17 protein-coding genes are annotated in these 20814 nt (G+C 63.4%); 3 read left to right on the plus strand and 14 right to left on the minus strand.

The window, feature by feature from the left end:
* Positions 1–21: 21 nt before the first annotated feature.
* From uppP to RBJ75_RS00325, 5 genes are all read right to left on the minus strand, one after another.
* Positions 22–894, minus strand: coding sequence for an undecaprenyl-diphosphatase UppP (gene uppP / locus RBJ75_RS00305; protein ID WP_024343496.1), 873 nt, complete (start codon positions 892–894; stop codon positions 22–24).
* A gap of 118 nt (positions 895–1012) precedes the next feature.
* Positions 1013–1747 carry a cytochrome c biogenesis CcdA family protein gene (locus tag RBJ75_RS00310; protein WP_024343497.1) on the minus strand — a complete coding sequence of 245 codons (735 nt, stop codon included), beginning with the start codon at positions 1745–1747 and terminating at the stop codon, positions 1013–1015.
* A 2-nt stretch (positions 1748–1749) separates the two neighbouring features.
* Positions 1750–2274: a signal peptidase II gene (gene lspA / locus RBJ75_RS00315; RefSeq protein WP_044411231.1), complete on the minus strand. Its 525-nt coding sequence runs from the start codon at positions 2272–2274 to the stop codon at positions 1750–1752.
* 81 nt (positions 2275–2355) lie between these two features.
* Positions 2356–5409, minus strand: coding sequence for a heavy metal translocating P-type ATPase (locus RBJ75_RS00320; protein ID WP_097142796.1), 3054 nt, complete (start codon positions 5407–5409; stop codon positions 2356–2358).
* 129 nt (positions 5410–5538) lie between these two features.
* Entirely contained in the window at positions 5539–6087 is a 549-nt protein-coding gene (locus RBJ75_RS00325; protein ID WP_276156981.1) for an MAPEG family protein, read from the minus strand.
* Between the two features lie 236 nt (positions 6088–6323).
* Between RBJ75_RS00325 and RBJ75_RS00330 the strand changes: the two genes are divergently transcribed.
* Entirely contained in the window at positions 6324–8369 is a 2046-nt protein-coding gene (locus RBJ75_RS00330) for an NAD(+) synthase (protein ID WP_024922550.1), read from the plus strand.
* Between the two features lie 114 nt (positions 8370–8483).
* Positions 8484–8897, plus strand: a complete 414-nt coding sequence (locus tag RBJ75_RS00335) for a MerR family transcriptional regulator (protein WP_024338473.1) — start codon at positions 8484–8486, stop codon at positions 8895–8897.
* A 200-nt stretch (positions 8898–9097) separates the two neighbouring features.
* On the opposite strand, the gene RBJ75_RS00340 is transcribed toward RBJ75_RS00335, so the two are convergent.
* The 3 genes from RBJ75_RS00340 to RBJ75_RS00350 form a co-directional block, all read right to left on the minus strand.
* Complete coding sequence (locus tag RBJ75_RS00340) at positions 9098–9418, minus strand: DUF736 domain-containing protein (protein ID WP_044418038.1); 321 nt, start codon at positions 9416–9418, stop codon at positions 9098–9100.
* A 103-nt stretch (positions 9419–9521) separates the two neighbouring features.
* Positions 9522–9725, minus strand: coding sequence for a hypothetical protein (locus RBJ75_RS00345; protein ID WP_044418040.1), 204 nt, complete (start codon positions 9723–9725; stop codon positions 9522–9524).
* 274 nt (positions 9726–9999) lie between these two features.
* Entirely contained in the window at positions 10000–10437 is a 438-nt protein-coding gene (locus tag RBJ75_RS00350) for a hypothetical protein (RefSeq protein WP_044418042.1), read from the minus strand.
* A gap of 271 nt (positions 10438–10708) precedes the next feature.
* On the opposite strand from RBJ75_RS00350, the gene RBJ75_RS00355 reads away from it, so the two are divergent.
* Positions 10709–11182: a DUF2975 domain-containing protein gene (locus RBJ75_RS00355; RefSeq protein WP_044418044.1), complete on the plus strand. Its 474-nt coding sequence runs from the start codon at positions 10709–10711 to the stop codon at positions 11180–11182.
* Positions 11183–11248: 66 nt separating this feature from the next.
* Here the strand turns inward: RBJ75_RS00355 and RBJ75_RS00360 are convergent, their stop codons facing one another.
* The 6 genes from RBJ75_RS00360 to RBJ75_RS00385 form a co-directional block, all read right to left on the minus strand.
* The gene (locus RBJ75_RS00360) at positions 11249–12169 is read right to left on the minus strand and encodes a DUF2493 domain-containing protein (RefSeq protein WP_044416083.1); all 921 of its coding nucleotides are present in this window, start codon (positions 12167–12169) and stop codon (positions 11249–11251) included.
* Positions 12170–12491: 322 nt separating this feature from the next.
* Positions 12492–13556, minus strand: coding sequence for a toprim domain-containing protein (locus RBJ75_RS00365; RefSeq protein WP_044416085.1), 1065 nt, complete (start codon positions 13554–13556; stop codon positions 12492–12494).
* Positions 13556–17851 (minus strand): strawberry notch family protein, encoded by a 4296-nt coding sequence (locus tag RBJ75_RS00370; protein ID WP_276156982.1) that lies wholly within the window; start codon positions 17849–17851, stop codon positions 13556–13558. The genes RBJ75_RS00365 and RBJ75_RS00370 overlap by 1 nt, the downstream gene beginning before the upstream one ends.
* 95 nt (positions 17852–17946) lie before the next feature.
* Positions 17947–18165, minus strand: a complete 219-nt coding sequence (locus tag RBJ75_RS00375) for a DUF6117 family protein (RefSeq protein WP_044409264.1) — start codon at positions 18163–18165, stop codon at positions 17947–17949.
* Positions 18162–18572, minus strand: a complete 411-nt coding sequence (locus RBJ75_RS00380) for a hypothetical protein (RefSeq protein ID WP_044409267.1) — start codon at positions 18570–18572, stop codon at positions 18162–18164. Before RBJ75_RS00380 ends, RBJ75_RS00375 begins: the two co-directional genes overlap by 4 nt.
* Positions 18573–18671: 99 nt before the next feature.
* Entirely contained in the window at positions 18672–20780 is a 2109-nt protein-coding gene (locus RBJ75_RS00385; RefSeq protein ID WP_044409270.1) for a ParB/RepB/Spo0J family partition protein, read from the minus strand.
* Positions 20781–20814: the final 34 nt, after the last annotated feature.

The following is a 20814-nucleotide window of genomic DNA, read 5'->3' on the forward strand; positions in this document are numbered from 1 at the left end:
ACGTTTCCGATATTTTGCATCTCAAGTGAAATAGCCCAAAGCAACCGCCCAGATGAGTACGATACCGAGAACACCTCGGTAAATAACAAACGGCCAGGCGGAAAAACGCTCGAGAACGCGCATCAGCCCCCAAATCGCACAGAACGCGGAAATAGAAGCCACGACGAGCCCGACAAGAAGTAGTGACCAGCCGTCGGCGGAAAGCTGCACTTTGTGGAGTTCCCAGAGCTCCTTGAAGCCAGCCAGGGCGATTGCCGGCAGGCCAAGAAGGAATGAGAACCGCGCCGCCTCATCTCGCTTCAGGCCGAGGGCGAGCGCCGCAGTCAAAGTCGAGCCTGAACGCGAAACGCCAGGAATCAGCGCTCCGATTTGAGCAATTCCCACGATCATTGCATCGATGGCCGATGTGTTCTCAAGCGTTCGTCGGTGCCGGGCAAAAATCTCCGCGAGCGCCAGGAGGACAGCCATGACGATGCACGCCCAGCCGATGACTTCGAGAGTACGAAGCGGCGAGCCGCACGCGTTCAACGCTCCAGACAAGGAAAGGCCGGCAATACCGATCGGGATCGTGGCAAGGAGAATTCCGACCGAGAAGCGGAAGTGTCGATCTCGGAAATCCCGATTTGCGACGGCACGCAGCGAATTGGTGGCTAGTTGGCTCACGTCGCTCCAGAAATAACTGACGACTGCAGTAAGCGCTGCAAGCTGCATGGCGGCTGAAAAGGCTGAGCCAGGATCCTGCCAACCGAGCAGCGCAGGCACGATCCGCATATGGGCGGTCGAAGAGATCGGTAGCAACTCGGTGATGCCTTGGACAAGTCCGAGCAGGGCGACCTTGCCATAGCCTAGCGCCACGAATCCGGTGTCGACGCCTTGAGTACACGCTCCCGTCATTCTGGCTCCCGGTTGTTGCGCGGCGCGGGCGCGCCCCGATGAATCACGCGCCAAAGTTCGGCGGGGGTTCTGAAGCCGACTGACGAGTCGCAGCAATTCGCGGCAGCCAGCGAGTCCCTCAACCGATCGCTCCCAGCATCGGAAACGTCATCAGCATCCAAATGGCGATCTCCTGCAACCTCCCGGTCATCATCAAAACGCCGACGCCGATCATGACCGCACCACCGCCGATGTTCAGCGCGGCACCGACGCGGCGCATGCGCTTCAATGCGGCTGCCGCGTTTCCCATGAAGAGGGCCGTGAGGAGAAACGGCACACCGAGGCCGAGGCCGTAAGTTCCGAGAAGAATCGCGCCGTTGCCTGATGACGTCGCGGTTACCGTGAGGATGGAGCCCAATACCGGGCCAATGCAGGGCGTCCAGCCGAAGGCAAAGGCGACACCCAGCAGGAAGGCGCCGACCGGTCCATTGACCTGGCGCGGTCCGTTCCATCGGCGGTCGGTCATGAGTATCGGGAGGCGAAGGAGCCCCGTCATCGCCAAACCGAAGACAATGACCAGAGCTCCGCCGATCAGGTTGGTTTCCATCTGGAAGCGTTGGAGAAGGCCGCCGAGGGCCATCGCGCTGACTCCAAGCAGCACGAATATGGTCGTGAACCCGAGCACGAACAGCAGCGCAGGGCGGAAGATGTGAAGCCGGGATACCGCATCACTGCTGCCGGTCGTGCCGGCGCCACCAGCGACATAGGACAGGTAGCCCGGCACGAGCGGCAGGACGCAGGGTGAAAGGAAGGAGATAGCGCCGGCAGCGGCCGCTGTCGCCAGCCCGAGCAACGATATTTCCAGCGCCGCCATGCTCAGCGCTTCCCGTTGCTAAGCGGCTCCTGCGTGCGAAGCACCGGTTGGGTCGAAAAAAGCGATCCAGCCAGGAGCAGCGCGACGCCAATGCTGATTGCAACATCCGCCATGTTGAAGGTCGGCCAATGCCAGTTGCCTATGTGAAAATCGAGAAAGTCTGTCACCGCGCCTTGATGCACGCGGTCAACGATGTTGCCGGCGGCGCCGCCGGCGATCAAACCGAGAGCCGTTGCTTCAATGGTCCTGCGGGTCCGCATTGCCCAAACGAGAAGACCGACCGTGATCGCCACTTTGATCCCGGCCAACACCAACGGATGCTCGAGGAAGACATCTTGGAACATCCCGAAGCTGACTCCGGTGTTGAAGCCGAGCGTCAGGTTGAAAAAGGGCACAACCTCGATCACGCGTGGCGGGACCATGACGGCATTTATGATCAACCACTTCGTAGCAACGTCGAAAAGAAGCGCGGCCACAAATGCGCCGCCAACCCATATCGCGATATTTCTAGCGGGACGTTCGGCCACGATGATTCCTTGTGTTCTTCGGGTTCTGATCGGCATTTCTGTCGTCAGCGGCCGCCCCAATACAGGGCGGCCGCTATTGGCTCAATGCGCAGTTGCAGGGCGAGCCACAGTGGAATGCTGGCGCTCCTGTGCTCGAACCTTTGCGCCGCCGACTGGGCCACCATCTCTCTGGCGCTGTTCCCGATTGAGGAGCCGCAAACCGTTGAGAACGACCAGCAGGGAGGCCCCAACATCGGCGGCGATCGCGCCCCAAAGGGATGCGAGACCGATCACCGTCAGCACTGTGAACAACAGCTTCACGGCGATCGAGAAGGCGATATTCTGCCGAATGACGGCGAGCGTGGCTCGTGAATGGCGCACGAGCCAGGGAAGTCTGGAGAGGTCGTCCGACATCAGGGCGACGTCTGCCGTTTCGATGGCTGCGTCGCTCCCCATTGCGCCCATGGCAATGCCGAGATTGGCGCGGCCCATGGCAGGGGCGTCATTGACCCCGTCACCCACCATGGCGACGACGCCATAGCGCCGAACCAGGTCCTCGACGGCCGTGACCTTGTCGCCGGGCAGAAGTTCCGCGCGAACTTCATCAATGCCGGTCTGCTTGGCAATCGCCTCGGCGGTGGCCCGATTGTCGCCTGTCAGCATCACCACTTTTTCCACGCCCGCCCGATGCAGCGCGGTGACGATATCCTTGGCTTCAGCCCTCACAGCATCGGCAACAGCGATCAGTCCCCAGACTTCCTGGCCGTCGCCAACGGCGACAATGGTCCGGCCAGCGCCGGAAAGTGTGTCGGCGCGTTCCAGGATGGCCGGTGAGCCGACCGCGCGTTCATCGAGGTAGCGGCGTGACCCAAGCCAGACTTCGCGACCGGAGACGCGGCCGGTCATGCCGCGACCCGTGATGGCCTGGACGGCCTCGGCCGGTTGTGCGGCAATGCCGTTTTCTGTTGCCCTCGCCAAAATAGCGCGGGCGATGGGGTGCTCGCTGCGCGCCTCGAGGGCTGCTGCTAACCGAAGAAGGTCATCCTCGTTTCGGCTGCCGAGCGCCAAGATCTCCACGACCTGAGGACGTCCTTCGGTGAGCGTCCCCGTCTTGTCCATGGCGATTGCTTTCAAGCGCGCCGGCGTCTCGAGATGGACGCCGCCTTTCACCAACACGCCCTGCTTCGCAGCTCCCGCAAGGGCAGCCACAATGGTCACGGGCGTCGAGATGACAAGGGCGCAGGGGCAGGCGATCACGAGCAATACGAGGGCGCGATAGAACCAAACCTCCCAGCCACCACCGAGCAACAGCGGCGGCACCAAAAAAACGGCTATCGCGAGCGCCATAACGACGGGCGTATAGACGCGTGCAAATTTCTCGACCCACTGCTCGCTGGGAGCCCGCCGGCCCTGCGCGGAGCCGACCATGCGGATGATCTGCGCGAGCGTGGTATCGCTTGACGCCTTGGTGGTCACGACGTCCAGCGCGCCTTCGCCGTTGATGGTGCCTGCAAAAACGTCGTCTCCTTCCGATTTGAAGACCGGGACGCTTTCGCCGGTGATCGGTGCCTGGTTGACCTCACTCTCTCCGGCGGCCACACGGCCGTCGAGCGGTACTTTATCGCCAGGTCGAATAATGATGTGCGAACCGACACGGACTTCGGCTGCCGGCACGTCTCTCTCCGTGCCGTCTTCAAGCATGATGCGCGCGGTCGGCGGCGCGAGCTCCATCAGGGCCGCCACGGCCCGCCGCGCTCGGCCGAGGCTCCAGGCCTCGAGAGCAAGGGCGAGCGCGAAGAAGAACGAAACCGTTGCGGCTTCGAACCAAGCGCCAATTCCGATCGCACCCACGACGGCGATCACCATCAGGAGGTTCATGTCGGGACGCAGGCGCCTGGCCGCGAGCCAAGCCTTCGGGGCCACGTAACGCACAGCACAAAGCGCGGCGAGCGTATAGAGAATGACGCTTAGCAGCGGCGTTGCACCTGCACCATGTTCGCCTGCCTCGAAGGCCGCGATGATTCCACCTCCGACCCAGGCGTGAACCGCAAATCCGATCGCGACGAACAGGCCGCTCGCAGCAGTCAGCCATGATTGAATGCGTCTGCGCCGCTCTTCTGCCCGTGCCCCTTCGCTGGTGGCGCCCTCGGTCCAGGGCTCCGCCTGCAGGCCGGCGCGTACAACGGCCTTCTCGATCTTGGCCTCCAAGGCGGCGTCAGGCGCCATGTCGATCGACATGCGGCCGTTAAGAAGGTCGAAAGCGAGCTTGTCCTCACCAACGAGCGGGCCGACTTCGCGCTTCAGGGCGGCGATCTCGTCGGCACAATCCATGCCATGGATTCGATAGACAACGCCGCCAGGCAGATTGATCGGCGGCGGGCTGAGGGCTTCCTTCACGTTGGTCGCGCAACCGCACGCGGATCCTGCGGCATCGCAGGTTGCCTGCTCAGCAACGGCCGGCGCTGTCCACAGCTCAGCCCGCATCCCGGTTCGCGCGACCGCCTGTTCGATCTCTTGGAGGGTTGTCCCGCTCTGAGGTGCAATGGTCATCGCACCCTGCGAAGTGTCGAAGGCGAGCTTATCCTCGCCAACGAGCGGTCCCAGTTCCCTGGTCAGAGCAGCCACCTCATTCTTGCAGTCGAGGCCGCGCACACGCAGGAGCATGGTTTCGGCCGAACCATCCTGGATGAGAGAGCCTGACATCCCGGTTCTTGAGATGCCGCTCACGAGTTCGTCGATCGAGGCACGGTGCTGAGGCGCGACCGTCATCAACCCCTTTGCTGTGTCGAAGGCGAGCCAGTCCTCACCGCCAACCAGAGGGCCGATTTCGCGCTTGAGCATCGCGACCTCGTTTTTGCAATCGAGGCCCTCGACCTTGAACAGCCACGCCGACGCGGAGGACTTATCCAGCTCAGCCAGCAATTGTGCCCTCATTCCAGTGGTAGCGACCGCCTGCTCAATGGTATCGAGTGCCGGAGCGGTCAGGCCCGCGACCTCCATGACACCGCCCTTGGTGTCGAACGACAACTTGTCCTCGCCACCGACGACGGGACCGACCGCGGCACGAAGCATCCGAACTTCGTTCTGACAATCCAAGCCCTCAACCTTGAAGCGTAACGTGCCTAAGGTGCTTCTAGCCTCGGCTTCAATAGTCATTGCGGTCTCCTAAATTTGCTTATTCTCTCGAGCCCGGCTCGAATCCTTTCACGCACCATACATTCTGTAGTGGCTACAGGAGCAAGAGGCCTTTCAATCGTTTTTTGCCGTCCAAGCGAGCGACAGACGTCAGCGTCCGGCGGCTATCAGCCCGACCACAATTCCATAGCTCGCGATTATTGAGGCGCCGGTGAGCGCCATGCCAAAAGCCCGGCCTGAGACTCGTTTGGCGTAGCCGAATGCAAAGGTGATGCGGCCAACCAGAAACAGAGCAACCAGCAGCGGTATGAGCACCACTTCGGTTTCTCGCAGAAGCGCTGCTAGGGTCAGATGTGCGCCAAAAGCCAGTACTGTCTGCTCCAATGAATTCTGCAGCACCGCGGCACGCACGGCGATTGCCGGGCTGGGTTTGCCGAACGCCGAGCCCCGTATATCCGCCGGCGAATAGAACCTGCCTCTGCTCACCGCGCCGACGCAGCCGGCCAGCCAGAGAAACATGAGAATACTCGCCTTCAACGTGAACGCGATCCGCTCACCGAAGTCCATCTCTGGGCTGAGGCCGAACAATTCAGGAGGCAGCCAGGCATAGCCAACCACAAGGACGACCGCCGCGAAGGCGAGCGCGACGGCTGAGGCTCGGACAATGCCCACCTGGTCAGAACTGAGCCTCTTGAACACTGTCCTTGCTCCTTGTCGTCCTCCGCCGCCTGCCTGTGGTGATGAAAGACCGGGGGCGACCACTCATCGCGCGTGGGTTCACACGCCCCGATCATAGGTATATAAATCCTGTAGTAACTACAGAATCAACCCTTGCGAGGGGTCGAGGCCGTGACTGAACCCGGTCGCCGTAACAGCGGTCACGGCCACTTGGTGCCGAGATCGGGCACCGCAAGAACACGAGATGAGACCGGCGGATGAGCTTCTATTCGATTTATCAGCAGGGTTTCGTTCGCGTGGCTGCCTGTACACCGAAATGCGAAGTCGCCGATCCCAGCTACAATGTCGCTGAGACGCTCGCGCTCGCCCGCGACGGTGCGCGCCAGGGTGTTGCGCTGATGGTGTTCCCGGAATTGGGCCTCTGCGGTTACGCGATTGACGATCTTCTCGGCCAAGCCGCGTTGCTGCAGCGGGTGGAACAAGCGATCGAGGAAGTCGCGGCCGCGAGCCGCGAGCTTTCGCCGGTTCTGCTCATCGGCGCGCCGCTGGTGCGGGAAGGACGACTCTACAATTGCGCTGTCGCCGTCCATCGTGGGCGCATTTTGGGTGTTGTTCCCAAAGGACATCTGCCGAATTATCGGGAATTCTACGAAAAGCGTTGGTTCGCTTCGGGCCGAAACTTGAAAGGCGCTACCATCGAGATCGCTGGTCAGTCCGTCCCCTTCGGAATGGATATGATTTTCGCGGCCGAGGATTTGCCAGGCTTCGTCTTCCACGTCGAGCTGTGCGAGGACGTATGGGGACCGGCTCCGCCCAGCGACTTTGCCGCGCTCGCTGGCGCTCTCATCCTTACCAACCTCTCGGCCAGCAACATCACTGTCGGCAAGGCCGAAACCCGCCGGCTGCTCTGCGCAACCCAATCGGCGCGGTGCTGGGCTGCATACATCTATTCCGCGGCCGGTCCGGGCGAGTCGACGACGGACCTCGCTTGGGACGGTCAAGCCTGCATTTATGAACTCGGGCAGCTGCTGGCAGAGACCGAACGGTTCCCGCAGGACTCGCAAATGGCCATCGCCGATGTCGACGTTGATAGGCTCAGACTGGAGCGCCTGCGCACCGGCACCTTCAACGAGGCGGCCATCGCACAAGCTATGCCTGAAGACAGGTTCCGGCGTATCGGCTTCCGGTTCGAGCCGTCGATGACGGACCTCGGGCTGCGCAGGGCCGTCGCGCGCTTCCCCTATGCTCCAGCCGATCCGGCACGCCTCGACCAGGACTGTTATGAGGCCTACAGCATCCAGGTCCAGGGGTTGATGAAGCGCCTTCAGGCGACGGGCATCCGCCGCGTCTGCATCGGGGTCTCCGGTGGTCTGGACTCCACTCACGCGCTGATCGTGGCGGCGAAAGCGTTCGACCGGCTAGGCTGGCCCCGGTCCGACATTCTCGGCTTCACGATGCCGGGCTTCGCGACGGGGGAGGCCACCAAGGCAAATGCCTGGACGCTGATGCGTAGTCTCGGCGTCACCGCCGAGGAGATCGACATCAAGCCGTTGGCGCAGCAGATGCTGGCGTCACTTCAGCATCCGTTCGCGCAAGGCGAGCCGGTTTACGACGTGACGTTCGAGAACGTGCAGGCGGGCCTGCGCACGGACATCTTGTTCCGTGCAGCCAACCAGCGAGGCGCCATGGTGCTTGGCACTGGCGATCTGTCCGAAATCGCGCTCGGCTGGTCGACCTACGGTGTCGGCGACCATATGAGCCACTACAACGTCAACGCGTCGGTGCCGAAAACACTCATCCAGCATTTGATCCGCTGGGTGGCACAGTCAGCCGCCTTCGATGAGGCAACGAACGGCACGTTGCTCTCCATTCTTGACACTGTGATTTCGCCAGAACTCGTGCCGGCCGGCGAAGGCGGCGCCTTACAAAGTACGGAGGAGAAGATTGGGCCTTATGAACTGCAGGATTTTACCCTGTTTTATTTGACGCGCTATGGCCTGAAGCCGTCGAAGATCGCTTTCCTGGCCTTCCATGCCTGGCGTGACGCCACCGCCGGAGCTTGGCCTCCACAGTATCCGGAAGAGCGCCGTCGCGCATATGATCTGCCCACAATCAGATCGTGGATGGAGGTGTTCCTCTATCGCTTCTTCACGATCAGCCAGTTCAAGCGCTCGGCGTCGCCGAACGGCCCCAAAGTCACTGCTGGCGGCTCGCTGTCGCCGCGCGGCGATTGGCGCGCTCCGTCGGATGGCAACGCCCGCCTCTGGTTGGAGGAGTTGCGCGCTCACACGCCGTCGGAATGAACGTGCCCTGAGGGTTGGCGCTCAGCGGCCAACGGCAATCGGCGCACGGATGCCGATGACGCTTCCGCCCAGTTGTTATCCCTACTCGAACCACCGTTACGGAATGAATTCGCCATGATCACCATCGGAGCCTTGTCACAACGGACAGGCGTCAATATCGAGACAATCCGCTACTACGAGCGGATCAATCTCATCCCGCCGCCGCCCCGCACAGAGAGCAGGCGGCGCCTCTATGAAGCAGAGGATGTTCGGCGACTGACGTTCATACGCCATTCCAGGGATCTCGGCTTCGACATCCCGGCTATTAAGACGATGCTCGCTCTGCAGGAAAGGCCAGAGTCCTCTTGTGAGCAGGTGAGCCGAATTGCCACCGATCAGCTCGAAGCCGTCGAGGTGCGGATCCGACGCCTTCTCGGACTTAAGAGCGAGCTCACTCGGATGATCAAATCGTGCGACAATGGGAAAGTCGCATCGTGCCGGATCATAGAAGTTTTAGCTGACTCACCCAACTCGCATGATGCCCCCTGAATCGCTGAGGAATTCAGGAACATCCACGACTTTGTTGGCTAGGGAGTGCCCGAATACCCCATCTATAATAGTCGCCTTTGCTCGATTTGAAAGCAGAAAAACCGTTTTGAATCGGGCAATCGGCGGTTGACGGCGCATCTGATTCGGTCGGCATAAGAAAAGCTCCCGCCCGGACCAGCCGGGCGGGAGCTTGTCGGGCCTCACTCGCCGTTGCGACGGGTGGGGCGCGACCAGATGAGGCTATAGCCGTCGTCTTCGTCGTCGAAGAGGTTGGCGTAGATCGGAGCGGTGAAACTCGGATCGTCGAGCTTGAGGCCGAGATAGTCGCGGCCCTCGTTCGACTGCTTGGACCAGGCTGCCCCGATCTCGGCGCGACCGACCAGGACGCGGTGGCTGGGAGCGTTCTCGCTGGTCTGGTTGGTTTCGGGGACAATGCGGACGTTCTTGGCCTGCACGTTGAGGGTGACGATTTCGCCGGTGTATTCGTTGCCGGACTTCTTGAAGGTGCCGATGGTTGCCATGGTAGTTCTCCTTGATCGCTGGTTTCGAGCCCGCACCACGCGGCCTCGATGGCGATCGGAGAGGCCGGAGGCGATCGACGGCGCATCGCTTGCGACCGCAGCGTCAGCGGAGGATGGCGATCCGGCGGGTTTCTTGGCTCGCGAGGAATGGCGGCGCAGCCGGCAGGGGAAGAAAATTGACAGGCGCCATTGCGCCATAGGCGATCGAGGCGCAGCCGGTCTTCGGCCAGATCAGCCCATTGAAGAGGCCGTTTGGAGCGGTCGGCTTACAGGGATCGTTCAAGGAGAGAATGGCAATGTCGAACACCCCGGTTCTTGTCCGGCGAAATAACGGAAATCGTCTGCGGCCCTGCAGGCCAGTCCGTTGCATAACCAGCGATGCAACCCGATGCGGACGCAAGCCGCACTGCGTCCGGCACCGGTCGCGCGTTTCGGGGCAAATCACGCCATGTCATACGGGGGCGCAAACTCTCGACCGAAATCGTCGGTCCGTCCCGTACCACGCGTCCACATTTCTCAGCCTTCGATACGGACGCGGCACAAGACCTCAGCCCCTGTCCCGGCTGTGCCTGCAATGACATTCAGATGCTGGCAGGCGTCTGTCCGGCAGGTCCGGGCGGGGCCATTGAGGTCATGCGCACGAACGCCGTAATGCCGACCGCCACCGCGCCGATCACGGAGAAGGCGATCTGCCAACTCTCCGACGGCATGAGATGTTTGACGATGCCGTGGGTGGCGTGGAAACCCGCGATGGCCGCAGGTGCGACGAAGGCGAGCGCTACGGCGAGTTTCACCCACATGGGCCGGGCGAACAGGATGAGGAACTGCGCAAGTCCGAACACAAGGCCCGCGCCGACAAGTCCGACAAGGGCGCTGCCCGGCAGGCCCGCGCCGGTCTCATAGGCCCACATCCCTGCCGCCACGCCCCCGAGCGCGGGCAAGGCGTAGATGGCAAGCGTGAACAACAAGCAGCAGAGGACGGCGATTGCGGTGACGGATCCGAAGATGGCAATAATCATGGTGGCGTCTCCGTAAGAAAAGGTTCGAACGGTTGCGCCTCCACCACCACCGCGGCGCGATTGAATCGTATCACATTTTTGAGTCGGGCGCGATTGGGAAGGTCTGCTTCGAGCCCGTGTTTCACCTTCAATTCTATGACGCACACGGCAACTTTGCGCCGCAGTGAGGCCTACTTTGGTTGGCATACAGCATGGGTTCAACAACCAGGTGGCACGACTAGCCGCACGGTACTAACATCGCTGTCGGATCGTGCGGTTGAGGCAAATCACTATGAAAAGAAGCCCGACGATATTTCTTCAGGTAGTCATTGTGCTCATGGGAGTGGGCGCTCTTGCCGTCATGCTCCTCGAGCCTCACGTCGAGGGCGGGAATGTGAACGCGTCCCTCTTTCAGATATATTTCAATGACCCCTTCTTGGCGTGTGCGTATGTGGCGTCCGTTCCATTTTTCGTGGCGCTATACCAAGCGTTCACATTGCTCGGACACGTTGGGCAAAACAAGGTGTTCTCGCCGGCTTCCGTGAGAGCGCTGCGGATCATAAAATACTGTGCGATATCCCTTGTCGTCCCTCTTTTGGCGGCAGAGGCCTACTTCTTTATAATTGTGCGCGGTCATGATGACATTGCAGGCGGGGTTGCCATCGGTCTCTTCCTCATTGTGGTCTCCACTATCGTCGCCGCTGCCGCGTACGTGCTTCAAACAACATTGCAAAACACCTTCGATACAGGTCCGAGGACGACCTGATGGGATACGAGACCGGCGCGGCGAGATTCGCGTCAAAATTTTCGCTTGTTGAATATTGGGGGCTGTTCATACGAACCGCCACACCGGGATGCCGAGCTTCCTCGCCTTGTCGGCGAGGTTCTCCTGAATACCGGTGCCGGGGAAGACCATGACCCCGATCGGCAGGACATCGAGCATTTGGTCATTGCGCTTGAAGGGTGCCGCGCGCCCATGCTTGGTCCAGTCCGGCGCAAACCCGATCTGCGCGACGTTGCGGTGATCTGCCCAGCGAGCGGCGATCTTTTCAGCGCCTTTGGGCGATTTGCCGTGCATCAGCACCATGTCCGGATGCTTGGCATGCACTTGGTCGAGCTTGGCCCAGATCAACTTGTGATCGTTGTAGTCGGCGCCACCGGAGACCGCGACCTTCGGACCGGCCGGCAACAGCACTTCGCGGTTGGCGCGCTTGCGCTCGGCGATGAAGTCCCGGCTGTCGATCATCGCCGATGTCAGCGCGCGGTGATTGACCTGCGAGCCGGTGCGCGGCGACCAGGAGGAGCCGGTGGTGCGCAGATAATGCTCGGCGGCGCTGTCGCGGAAGACTTCCAGGCTGTCGCGGCGTTCGATGAGGCCTTGTCCGGTCTCGATGAGCCGTTCGAGCTCGACCGCCTTGATTTCGGAACCGTCCTGTTCGCGCTGACCGCGCTTCTGGGCCTGCTCGTTATCGTCGAGCTTGCGTTCGACCCGGTCGGCGGCGCGGTGGAACATGTTGACGGTCGACCAGAGCAGATCGTCGAGTTCACCATCGAGAGCGGTATCCGCCATGGTGGCGATCAGGGCGTCGAAGATGTCGGACACTGCGCCTGCGATGACGTTGTCCTCCGGGACGAGGCGTGGATCCGGGCCGTGCCCGTCATGGCGGTAGCCATGGAGTTGCAGTTCGTTCAGTGCGTGCTCGGTCGGCGAGGATTCGTGATGGGGTTCGAAGGTGTCGTCGTCGAGTGTCATCGGGTGGCTCCCTTTGTCGGTTGGCCGCGCCCGCCGCGGCCTTCATGGCGCCGAAAGACGGCGGGCGGACCGGGCCTGCATCCTGGAGCGGCAGCGGAGGGACCGAAGCGGCAGCGGAGGATGACGGAGGCCGGCGATTTTGTTTCGCGATGGAAAGGCCCGCAGGGCCGCTGGAAAATCGCTGGTCGCAGCCATTGCTGGACCGGGCCGCCTGCTGTCCGGTCGCCCTCTGAGAAGGCCGGGGCGCGGCCCTCTCCGGCATTCACGGGGAGCCGTTGACGAAGGCTGCGTCGTCACCGCCATAGCCCGCACCGCTGCCCGTTCAGGCAGACAGAACCGACTCCATGAACCTGGCGACATCCTGCGGGGCGAGTTGGACCCGGATCGAGGCCCGGAAGGGTTCGAGACCACGAAGGCGCAGATCCTCGTTGAGATCGCCCAGCATCGGCGAGAGTGGCAGCGCCTCGATGCCGAGCGCATCGGCCCGTTCGACCACCGTATCCCTTGCGCCATCTCCCGCCGGGTCGTCGTCGCGCACGATGTAGAGCCGGCGCAACGTGTCGGGGAACAGGATGGCGGCAAGATGAGCTGCGGAGAGCGCGGCGGCCATGGGCATCTCGGGCAAGACACATCGCAGCGACAGCATGGTCTCGATGCCTTCGCCTGCCGCCATGACCTCGCCCGCAACACCGAACCGGACGGCATAGCCGAGCAGGTCGCCCATTGCCCGTCGCGGCGTCTCGATCGGGGCCTTGCCGAGTGTCGCCTCGCTGAATCCGTTCGGATCGAGCCAGGTGCGATGCGCGCCGGTCTGGTGACCGTTTAGATCGGTGACCGATGCAACCAGTGCCGGCCAGGTTTCTGTCGGACTGTGCTCGTCGGGCCGGTAATAGCAGCGCGGATGAAACCGCAACGAACCGGTTCCGTGCAAAGCTGTAATGCCGCGTCTACGCAAATACGATTCCGCGCGTGTGCCCATAATCGGCTGTGCCATCGAGAACAGGCGTTTCGCCGCCAGCGGCGAACCCGTTGGTGCGGGCGACGTCCGTCTACGCGATGATGCCGGCTCCGGTTCGGGATGCGGCAGGCTGAGAAACCGTCGCGCCTCGTCGGCCACGTCCCTGAACTCGGTCAAACCGCAGCTTTCCCGGATGACGTCCAGGAGGTCACCGTGTTCACCCGTTGCGGCGTCTGTCCATTTGCCTGCCGCTCCCTTTCCGGATTCGGGGCCGGTCAGGCGCACGAACATCGAGCGACCTGGAGTGTTGTGCACATCGCCCACCATCCAGTAGCGGCCCTCGCGCCGCCCGCTGGAGAGATATTCGCGGCACACGGCCTCGGCCTGCCGGCCGAGACGATGTGCGAGGGCTGAAGCGTCGCGGGTCATCAGGCTGCCTCCCGCTCGGCGATGCGCTCGACCGGAAACCGCTCCAGCAGCCTGGCGAGGACGGCAGCGCCGGACGCATCGGTCGGGACGAACAGCCGGAACTTCCACGAGATGATCTCGCCGAAGAGGCCATAGGCCTTGAGGCGGTCGCGCATCATGTCGGTGAAGCCGGTGAGCTCAATGCGGTTCGCACCCATGACGCGCGCGCGACGAAGCTGAAGGCCCTCGGCGAGATCGAGGATCGTGCGACCCTCGGTCAGCGCGGCGAAGGCATCGTCCCCCGAGAGGCTGGCGGCGCCCGTCGTCGCCGCGTTCGCGGCCCAGGCTGGTGAGACCTTGCGGCCAATGATCCGCTCGCCATCATCGGTCTGCAGCCGGTAGACCCGCGTCGATTCATTGGGCAGGCGCTTCCAGATCGGCAGCAACAGCCCGGAAACGATGTGAACGGTGCTGTCGGTATATTCCGGGACTGCCGCAACTTCGGTGTCCCAGATGTGCGCAAACGTCTCGCGGTCGGTTTCGACCCAGTGCGTCTCGCTCATCATTGCGAGGGGCACCTTGGTGGATTCCATCGGCCGGATCAGGCGCACCCGGCGTTCGACGACACCGTCGTCGTCGATCACGCTGGTGGTCGGGACACGCACCGCAGCCCGGCCCGATCGCTCGTTGACCAGCAGGGCCGCACGCGGATCGGCGAGTTGGTCGAGCGCCTCGTCCAGCACGACGGGATGGTTGCGCTCCCGCTGCGCGACGGTGAGCAGTGCGGTCTCCGCGCCGGTCGCGGGATGCGTGTGGATCACCTGCCGGTCGGTGACGGTGAACTGCTCGCCCCTCAGCGTTTCCAGGCCGACATCATAGGTGCCGCTGGCAATGGCGCCTTCGATCCGGGCGGTGAGGATCTGCTCGAAATGCGCGAAAAGGATGTTCTGCAGATCGATGGTGAGCGCCAGAAGCCGGTTGAGGAAGGTGGTGATCGGCGGCAGGTCGTCTTTGATGCCGATATCGTCCACGAGCTTCAGGCCGGTCGAGGTTTCGAAGGTCTGGAGCGGGCATCCTTCGACCTTGCCACCGACGATCATAAGATAGAGCCGGCGCAGCGCATCGCGCGCATAGGCGCTTTCGAGATTGTCCTCGGCGCGGAACAAGCCCTGGCCGCCGGTCTGGCGCTGGCCTCGAGTGATCGCCCCGAGCGTGTCGAGCCGGCGGGCAATGGTGGAGAGGAAGCGCTTCTCGGCTTTCACATCGGTGGCGACCGGCCGGAACAACGGCGGCTGCGCCTGGTTGGTGCGGTTGGTGCGCCCGAGGCCCTGGATCGCTGCATCGGCTTTCCAGCCCAGCTCCAGCAGATAGTGAACCCTCAGTCGCTGGTTCTTCGCCGCAAGGTCGGCATGGTAGGAGCGCCCTGTACCCCCGGCGTCCGAGAAGACGAGGATACGCTTGAGGTCATCCATGAAGGCCTGGGTTTCGGCGAGGTTTGCCGAAATCGCACGGCCTTCGACGGCGAGGCGATCCGCCATGGCGCCGGCACCCGGCTTGCGGACGATGCGGCGCGAGCGGCCCGTGACTTCGGCGACCATGTCGGTGCCGAAGCGCTGGATGATCTGATCGAGTGCGCCGGGGACCGGCGGCAGCGAGGCGAGCTTTTCGATCAGCCGGTCGCGGCGGGCGACGGCTTCACGGCTTTCGACGGGCTGGCCGTCGCGGGTTACCGGGCGGGAGCACAGATTGCCCTCCGAGTCGGTGAAGGGCTCGTAGAGCTGCACCGGGAAGGAATGGGCGAGGTAGTCGAGCACATATTCGCGCGGCGTGATGTCGACCTGGACGTCGTTCCAGTCCTCGGTCGGGATTTCGGCGAGCCGCCGTTCCATCAGCGCCTCGCCCGTGGAGACGATCTGGATGACGGCGGCATGGCCGGCTTCGAGATCGGCATCGATGGCGCGGATCAGCGACGGCGTCTTCATCGCTGTGATGAGGTGGTTGAAGAAGCGCTGCTTGGCGCTCTCGAAAGCCGAGCGGGCGGCGGACTTGGCCTGCCGGTTCAGCGTACCCTCGCTGCCGGTGACATTGGTCGCCTGCATGGCGGCGTCGAGATTATTGTGAATGATGGCGAAGGCGCCGGCATAGGCGTCGTAGATGCGCCGCTGCTCGTCGGTGAGCTGGTGCTCGACCAGTTCGTATTCGACCCCTTCATAGGAGAGCGAACGAGCCTGATAGAGGCCGAGCGCCTTGAGATCGCGTGCCAGCACCTCCATGGAGGCGACACCGCCATCCTCGATCGCCTCGACGAACTCGGCGCGGGTGGTGAAAGGGAAATCCTCGCCGCCCCAGAGACCGAGCCGCTGGGCATAGGCGAGATTGTGGACCGTGGTGGCGCCGGTCGCCGAGACATAGACGACACGGGCGTCGGGGAGCGCGTGCTGCAGGCGTAGTCCGGCGCGGCCCTGCTGCGAGGCGGCCTGGTCGCCGCGTTCGCCCTTCGATCCGGCGGCGTTCTGCATGGCGTGGCTTTCGTCGAAAATGATCACTCCATCGAAATCTTCCCCCAACCAATCGACGATCTGCCGGACCCGCGAAACCTTCGATCCGCGCTCGTCGGAGCGCAGCGTGGCATAGGTGGTGAATAGGATGCCCTGCGGCAAACGGATGGGCGTGCCCTGGCGAAAACGCGACAGCGGCGTGACGAGGAGTCGTTCCTGACCGAGCGCCGACCAGTCGCGTTGCGCATCCTCGAGCAGCTTGTCGGACTTGGACACCCAGACGGCGCGGCGGCGGCCCTTGAGCCAATTGTCGAGCAGGATGCCGGCGACCTGGCGGCCTTTGCCCGCGCCGGTGCCGTCGCCGAGGAACCAGCCACGCCGGAAGCGGACAGCGTTGTCGGCACCCTCCGCCGCGGCGGTGACCACATCGCAGGTCTCATCGACGGTCCAGGCGCCGGCGAGATGCTGGGCATGGGCTTCGCCAGCATAGATGACGCTTTCGAGCTGGGCGTCGGAGAGAGTGCCGTCGGCCACCAGCCCCGCTGGCAGATGCGGGCGATAATCCGGTTTCGGCGGCGCGACGGAGGCCATGGCGGCGGACTGGACGAGCCTGGTCGGATGCGCCTGAGAGCCGGGAATACGGATCGACTGAAGCGCGTATTCCTCGTAGATCGCATCGGTGAGGCGTCCGCCCTGCGGCGGAGTCCAGTCGACCGTCTCGTAGGTGAGTTCTTCGCCCGACGGCTCGGCCATGGACGATGCGGTGCTGATACCACCGTAGGTGCGTGGCGCGGCTGCGGTCGAGCGCGATGGGATGACCGGCCGTCCGGCGACCGCCGGCAAGGAAACTGGTGCGCGGGGCGGCATGTCCGCCTCGATCCAGCCAAGCAGCGTCGCGACATCGGGGGCGATACCCCGCGATACCGGAAAGGCGGAGGGATCATCTGCGGTGATCTTGTCGATCACCGTCAGCCGGGTGTCGATGGTGGTGCCATGGCGTGCATAGACCTTACCGTCGATCGCAGCGGTGAAGATGACGCGCCCATGCTCCTGCAGGCGCGTGAGGGCGTCCCGCCATCTCGGGGTCTCGGGTGCGAAACTGGCGCCGGTGATGGCGACAAGGCGTCCCCCGGGCGCCAGGCGCGCCAGCGCCGAGGCGACATGACGATAGGCGGCGTCGGCCATGCGCCCCGAGACATTGGCCATCACCGAGAATGGCGGGTTCATCAGCACGACGCTGGGAACGGCGCACTCGTCCAGATAGTCGTCGATCTGAGCCGCATCGAAGCGTGTGACCGAAAGAGCCGGAAAGAGGGACGAGAGAAACGCGCCGCGCGTCTCGGCCAACTCGTTGAGATGGAGCCGGCCCCCGGCGATTTCGGCGAGGATGGCGAGCAGGCCGGTGCCGGCGGAGGGTTCTAGCACGATGTCGTCCACGGTGATTGCGGCGGCGGTCGCCGCGGCGAAGCCCAGGGGGATGGGCGTCGAGAACTGCTGGAAGGCTTCGCTCTCTTCTGAGCGGCGGGTGTGCGAGGGCTGAAGGCCGGCGATCCTGGTGAGCAATGGCAACGCACCCGCCGGAGACCCGGCTTTGCGCAGTAGCGCCTTTCCGTATTTGCGTAGAAGCAGGACGGCGGCGCCTTCGCAGACGTCATAGGCGGTTTTCCAGTCCCAGGCGCCATCGGTGTCGGAGCCGCCAAAGGCGGCGTCCATCGCGATCCGGAGCGCGGGCGCGTCGATGCGCTGACCTTGTTCGAGAAGCGGAAGGAGTTGTTGGGCGGCGCGGGCGAGCGCAGCCGCGGGAACGATCTCTGTCATTGGGGAAAACCTCGGGAGAGCGGGAACGGGGCAAGCCGGGCAGCGCTCTCTCTGGACCGCACCGGCTCAAACCCGTCCCGGCAACCCTCTCCCTCTCAAGGCTCGGGCGGCCGATAGGCCTCGTAGGGATTGCCGTCGGCAAGATGACCGAAGGGCGTGAAGAGGAACTCGCCGGCATCCCGGCCCACCGCGCAGATCACGTAGCGCACCGCTCCGGTCTCGGCGTCGGCGCATTCGAGCAGGGCGAGATTGCCGTCGACGGCGGCCCGCAACAGTGTCTGGAAATTGGCGCGGGCATGGTCGGGAATGCTCATGACTGGCCTCCCGCAAGCGTGTCGGCGAGCCATTCGCCGGTATAGGTCCACGCCACGGTCTCGCCGGTGGCAAGGTCGAGGACATGGGCGCCGCCACCGAACGCATCGATACGGGGCCGCGAACAGGTATTGGCGTATTGGAAGCCCCACCGTCCGGTCAGTGAGAACGCTGTGGCGCAGCGTTTGACGAACTGGATGACATGTTCCGGATCGCCGGTGGCATCGTCGCGTATCCAGAGGCAGGTGCCGCCATACTCGGGCACGATGGAGAGATCGAAGCCTTCGGACGGCGGGTCTTCCGTTGCGTTTTTTTCGGACAGACGGTTGTAGAGATCGAGCGCGCGCGCCGCATTCTCGGGTGTTATGACGTCGAGAACGCAGGAGAAGTGGGTGAAGTAGTCGGCCATGACAGGCTCCTGAAACGAAACAGCCCGGTGCGGTGACCGGGCCGTGTTGGGAATGATGGGGTGAGATGCGGGGCGGCCCTGGCCGCCCCGCAGGAGCGGCTATTCGGCAGCCACGGTTTGCGGCGCGTCGACCGGCTCTTCCTCGCCGTCGTCCTCGTCGGAGAGGAAGGCCGGCAGGGCTTCGGCACCATCGACCTCGGCATCCGAGGTGGTGCCATCGTCGATGACGGGTAGGCGCAGCGGTTCGGGCAACCAGCCGCTGTCGGAGAGCAGCCGTTCGGCCTCCTTCGCCATGTCCGGCTTCTTCAGGTGGTCGATGAGCTGTGCCGTCTCCTCGCCCTTGGCCTCGCGCACCGCTTCGAGGATACGGGGTTTGGTCACCCGGCCGAAATAGTTCTCGACCGTCGGCCGCCATCCGATTTCCACCATGTCGAGCCCAACGGCACGGGCGAGCCGGTCCGCCTCGTGAATACGCTGCTGAACGCCGCGCGCCGTCGGCCCCGCGCCATAGGGATTTGCCTTCTCGTAGAGCGCGTTGACGCCAAAGGAGACACAATGGGCGAGGAGCGCCATGCGGCTCGCATCGTCGAGGCCATCAATTTTGGTCCAGAGTGCCTCGTCGTCTTCGAGGGGCAGATCGGCCTTCCAGGCCTCATGCCGGTCATCGACGGTCTTGGCGGCCGCGCTGTCTTTCAGGTCATCGCCCTGCACCGGGAAATAGACCTGCCGAACCGATACCTCCAGGCACCCCGGTGACGAGACATGCTGGAAGGAGTCACGTACCAGCTTGTGGATCAGCGCGGTCATGGCGACGGAGTGGTTGTCGGCCAGCGCATCACGCAGCGCGAGTGAGCGATGCGCGGTCAGTTCGATCACCAGCCGCTCGGGCAGCGGCTTGATCGCATAGTCCTCCTCGTCCTCCGGCTCGGGTTCGCCGCCGACGGAAATGACGGTGCGCTGCACGGCGTGGGGATCGGTTGACGCATCGCCATCGCTTCCCGCGTCATTGTCGCCCTCGGGCACTTCATCCTCGGGACGGACATAGCCGCGCTCGACGGAAAGCTCGCCATCATGCCGGATGCAGACGAACGCGCCGGCGCGGCCCATCTCGGCAGGATCGTACTGCTTCGGCCGATCCTCGAAGGCGTCGAGTGCCACCTCGATCTCGCCGAACCGTTCATCCACCTCGTCGGGCAATTCGTCGGCCTCGGCATATTCGGCTTCGAGACGGTCGAATTCCTCACGAAGGGCTTCGCGTGCGGCCCGCTCTTCGTTGGTCAGATCGACCGGCGTGCCGGTGAGCGACCGCAATCCGTTGGTATGGCCATAGGGGAAATCGGCTGCAACCGAGATCCATTTCCAGCCCTCCTCGGCGATGGTCTCCGCCTCGGCGGTGAGCTTTTCGCCGACCAGGCGTTCGAGCAAGGCCACGTCCTCGATCCAGCCGCCGTCATCGTCCTGAAAGAGATCGCGCAGGACGGCGCCGCCGGCCTCTTCGTACGCTTCGATGGTGACGAAGCGCACGCGTCGGTCCGAGGCTCGAACGGTATTCTCGGTCAGCATGCGACGGATCTGATAGGGCTCCTTCGACCAGCTATGCTCGATGGCCTCCCAGACCTGTTCCTGGCGGGCGTGGTCGGGCGAAACGGTGAAGGCCATGAGTTGATCGAGCGTCATGGCGTCCTCGGCATAGAGATCGAGGAGTTTCTCCGACACCGAAGCGAGCTTGAGGCGCTGCTTGACGGTGTTGACCGAGACGAAGAAGCGCGCGGCGATGTCTTCCTCGCTCATGCCCTGGTCCCGGAAGGTCTGGAAGGCCCGGAACTGGTCGAGAGGATGCAGCGCAGCGCGCTGGACGTTTTCGGCGAGGGAATCTTCCTCGGCCGAGATGTCGCTGTCCGCCTCGCGCACGTGGCACGGGACTGGCGTCGTCCGGGCCAACCGCTTCTTCTTGGCGAGAAGTTCGAGTGCCCGGAAACGGCGGCCGCCGGCCGGAACCTCGAACATGCCGGTCTCCTTGCCGTCGCCGTCAACGACCGGACGGACGTTGAGGTTTTGCAGGAGGCCGCGGCGGGCAATGTCCTCGGCCAGGTCCTCGATCGAGACGCCGGCCTTGATGCGCCGGACGTTGGACTGGGAGAGAACGAGCTTGTTGAAGGGGATGTCGCGCGAGGCGCTGAGGGTGATCTTCTTAGGCGCATTCGCCATGGTGAGTTACTCCGCGACGGGCACCGAGAGCCTC

Source organism: Rhodopseudomonas sp. BAL398 (assembly GCF_033001325.1).
Lineage (GTDB): Bacteria > Pseudomonadota > Alphaproteobacteria > Rhizobiales > Xanthobacteraceae > JARJEH01.